At 37.4% G+C, this 3,240-nt stretch carries 3 protein-coding genes; all 3 read right to left on the reverse strand.

What is annotated here, in order from left to right; translation table 11 throughout:
- Positions 1–575: 575 nt before the first annotated feature.
- Genes ENL20_10245 through hslU form a run of 3 tightly spaced genes read right to left on the reverse strand, consistent with a single transcriptional unit; the run spans position 576 to position 3,217 of the window.
- Entirely contained in the window at positions 576–917 is a 342-nt protein-coding gene (locus ENL20_10245; protein ID HHE38936.1) for a DUF3795 domain-containing protein, read from the reverse strand.
- A gap of 11 nt (positions 918–928) precedes the next feature.
- Complete coding sequence (locus tag ENL20_10250; GenBank protein ID HHE38937.1) at positions 929–1,819, reverse strand: hypothetical protein; 891 nt, start codon at positions 1,817–1,819, stop codon at positions 929–931.
- A gap of 42 nt (positions 1,820–1,861) precedes the next feature.
- A complete protein-coding gene (hslU, locus tag ENL20_10255) occupies positions 1,862–3,217 on the reverse strand; it encodes an ATP-dependent protease ATPase subunit HslU (protein ID HHE38938.1) in 1,356 nt (451 codons plus the stop codon).
- Positions 3,218–3,240 lie beyond the last annotated feature (23 nt).

Raw genomic sequence — 3,240 nt, forward strand, 5'->3', positions numbered from 1 at the left:
AGCACTTTTGGGAAATCTCCCCTAAAAACAAGACCGGTTTGATCTGTTTCTGGGATATGCCTTAAAAAATCCATCTTTTATCCGTTTGCTAAACTAATTGATAAGAGAGCATCTTTCAAATGCTACTAATGATAAATTCCCAATTCAAATTTCAAATAATCTCTCTCATATTTATGAAATTACTTTTCATAATCTTTCATAAACAATGATACACTACCCATTTCCCTTCCGAAGCTTTCTTTCACTAGTTCTTACATTAAGATTCGGAAGGGTGTATATGTCTCGGAACTTTCCGATCCGGCAACTGCCGGATAGAATTCCTTCGTGAGAAGCTTCGGAAAGTCAGCATCATTTTTTCATAATCTTTCATAAATTATGTTATACTACCAAATTACATAAATATTGTTTCATTAGTTTAATCAAATCTGTCAGTAATGTCGGATTTCAGATGAATAGAAATTTGACTTAAAACGGAGTCTCGAGTTAAGTTCAGATGTATAATCAGATCAGAAAACAAAAATCGAGTCAGCAAAAGCGAACTTAATTCAAGTTTCATTGTTATCGGATGGACTCTATTAACTGTTCCTGATTCTCTCCAATGTAAGTTTCGCATCCGGGACAAATCCGAAAAACTCGATGATCTTGTCGCAGGCATAATCAGGACAATAAGCACAATTATCAATTCCTTTTTCCCGACAGCACTTTCGTATTTCACAAACATTGCAATGACTGAACAAACGACCGTTGCTTTGCAGACAGCCGACACAAAAAACATCTTCCGGTTTTATGTCTGCATCATACATTTTTGCCCAATCAGCAGCAGTCTTTTTTCTTAAGTCTTCATCATCATTCTGGGTGGCAATAAAAGCCGGACAATCTGAACAGACAATCCCGCAAGAACCTATCATTTTGCACATAATCTCTCCTTTTAATTATAGGGAAGCAACTGATAAATTTTTAATTCAAAAATTTCCATTTGCTCGTTTGTGATCAACAAAGTTTCATCATCATCAAAGCAGATCGCTTCACACTGCTTGGCTTTGATGGGAAGTATCGATATTTTACCATTAAAATAGTCGTCTGTTTCACTTTCGAAAAGCCAAACGGAATTGTAGGTTAGAACTGCCAGTTTTTTTCCGTCATTCGATGCTTCAGCAGAAGTTACCATTCCCCCGATCTCAAAAGATCCTAGTTTAGTGATGGGATTGTTTTTGAATAATTCCATCTCATCAAATCGATATAAACATGTTTTTGAATCTGCTCGATGTTTGGTCAGGAGATACAATTTCCCTTTTGCCCAGAATATTGCTTCGCAATCGAAATTATTGGGATTTGCCGGAAATTCGGTTTGTTCAGGATAATAAAAATCAATAGTTTGAAAAACTCGTGTTTTGCTGGTCGATGCCGGAAATGGATCCTTAATAATGTAAATTGCCAGATCCCGACGAATGTTGTCATTATTTCCACACGCTCCGATATAAATGTTCCCCTGATCATCGGTCGTCATATCTTCCCAATCGACATTCACGGCATCGGGAATGTAAACTCCGGCTTCTTCTTTATACCAGTTTGCTCGTAAAACTTTTCCATCATGATTGAATGGGAAAATGCGTGCTTCATCACCCGAATCATTCAAAGTCCAGTAAACATTCTCCCATATTCTGCTTTTAATGATCGCAGATGATTCGTCGATTTCTTCGTAATCGAAGGATGTGTATGGCTTGAGAGTTATTGGTTCGGATGGAAATTGTTTGTATGTCTTGGAAATTAGAATTTGAGAGGATATGATAATTAATAGAATTAAAAATATTTTTTTCATTGAATCAATCCTTTAAGCTTGGAACTATAAATCAGGTTATATTTACAATATATACCTACTCAAATCCTCATCTTTAATGATCTTATTCAATTTTTTAGTAACAAAAGTTTTGGTGATCGTCAGTTTTTTCTTTTTCTTTTCCGGCATATCGAAAAGCTGTTCCTCTAAGAGTGCATTCATAATTGTATGCAATCTACGAGCACCAATATCTTCCATTTTTTCATTGGCTAGAGCAGCAAAATTGGCGATTTCCTCGGCAGCATCATCATTGAAAACCAGTTTTACTTCTTCCGCATTAAAAAGTGCTTTATATTGTTTGATCAAAGAGTTTTTCGGATAGATCAGGATTTTTTTCAGATCATCTTTGGAAAGACTGGAAAGTTCTTCGCGGATGGGAAATCTGCCCTGTAATTCAGGGATTAAATCCGATGGTTTCGCAACTGTGAAAGCTCCTGCTGCAATAAATAAAATGTGCGATGTATCGATTATTCCGTATTTCGTGGGAACATTCGAACCTTCGACTATCGGTAATAAATCTCTTTGCACACCAGAGCGCGAAACATCTGCTCCAAAACGATGATCGGAACCTGCGATCTTATCGATCTCGTCTATAAAAAGAATACCGTCATTCTCAACTCTTCTTTTCGCTTCAGTAGTCACTTTTTCTTTGCTGACCAATCTGCTGGATTCTTCTTCAATCAGGTGTTTGAGAGCATCAGGAACTTTCATTTTTTTCTTTTTTTTATCCTTCTTAAAAGGAAGAAATCCGCTTATCATTTCCCCGAACTGAAAATCGATATTCTCCATTCCCGTATTGGAAAAAACCTCGATGTGCGGAGATTTATGGATTTCCTGTGAAACTTCTACTTCTCGATTATCCAATTCTCCGGTGTCGAGAAGTCGTTCCATTTTCTGTCGTATCCGTTTGTATCTTTCATCTTTTTTCTTGATCTCTTCTTCCGATTCTCTGGGTATTACCGGAGGTCGGGGATATAGGATATCGATCATTCTTTTACGGGCTTTGGATTCTGCTTTTTCCTGAACATCTCTGGTCATCTCGATCCGAACTTCATTGATCGCAACATTCATCAATTCCCGCACCATAGATTCCACATCTCTTCCGACATAACCGACTTCCGTGAATTTGGAGGCTTCTACTTTAACGAAAGGAGCATTTGCCAATTTGGATAATCGACGAGCGATTTCTGTTTTTCCTACTCCGGTCGGTCCGATCAAGATGATATTGTTCGGCATTATTTCTTCCTGTAGTTCACCTTTGACCTGCTGCCTTCTCCATCTGTTCCGCAAAGCGATAGCAACTGCTTTTTTCGCTTTATCCTGCCCGATAATGTATTTATCAAGTTCAACGACTATTTTTGATGGTGTGAGATTCTTCATTTATAATTCCTCAATTGTAATAT

The sequence above is a fragment of the Candidatus Cloacimonadota bacterium genome (assembly GCA_011372345.1).
Lineage (GTDB): Bacteria > Cloacimonadota > Cloacimonadia > Cloacimonadales > TCS61 > DRTC01.

Excerpts from the sequence above, each read along its gene's own strand:
- ENL20_10245 (HHE38936.1), bottom strand. The coding sequence starts at position 917 with ATGTGCAAAATGATAGGTTCTTGCGGGATTGTCTGTTCAGATTGTCCG.
- ENL20_10250 (HHE38937.1), bottom strand. The coding sequence starts at position 1,819 with ATGAAAAAAATATTTTTAATTCTATTAATTATCATATCCTCTCAAATT.
- hslU (HHE38938.1), bottom strand. The coding sequence starts at position 3,217 with ATGAAGAATCTCACACCATCAAAAATAGTCGTTGAACTTGATAAATAC.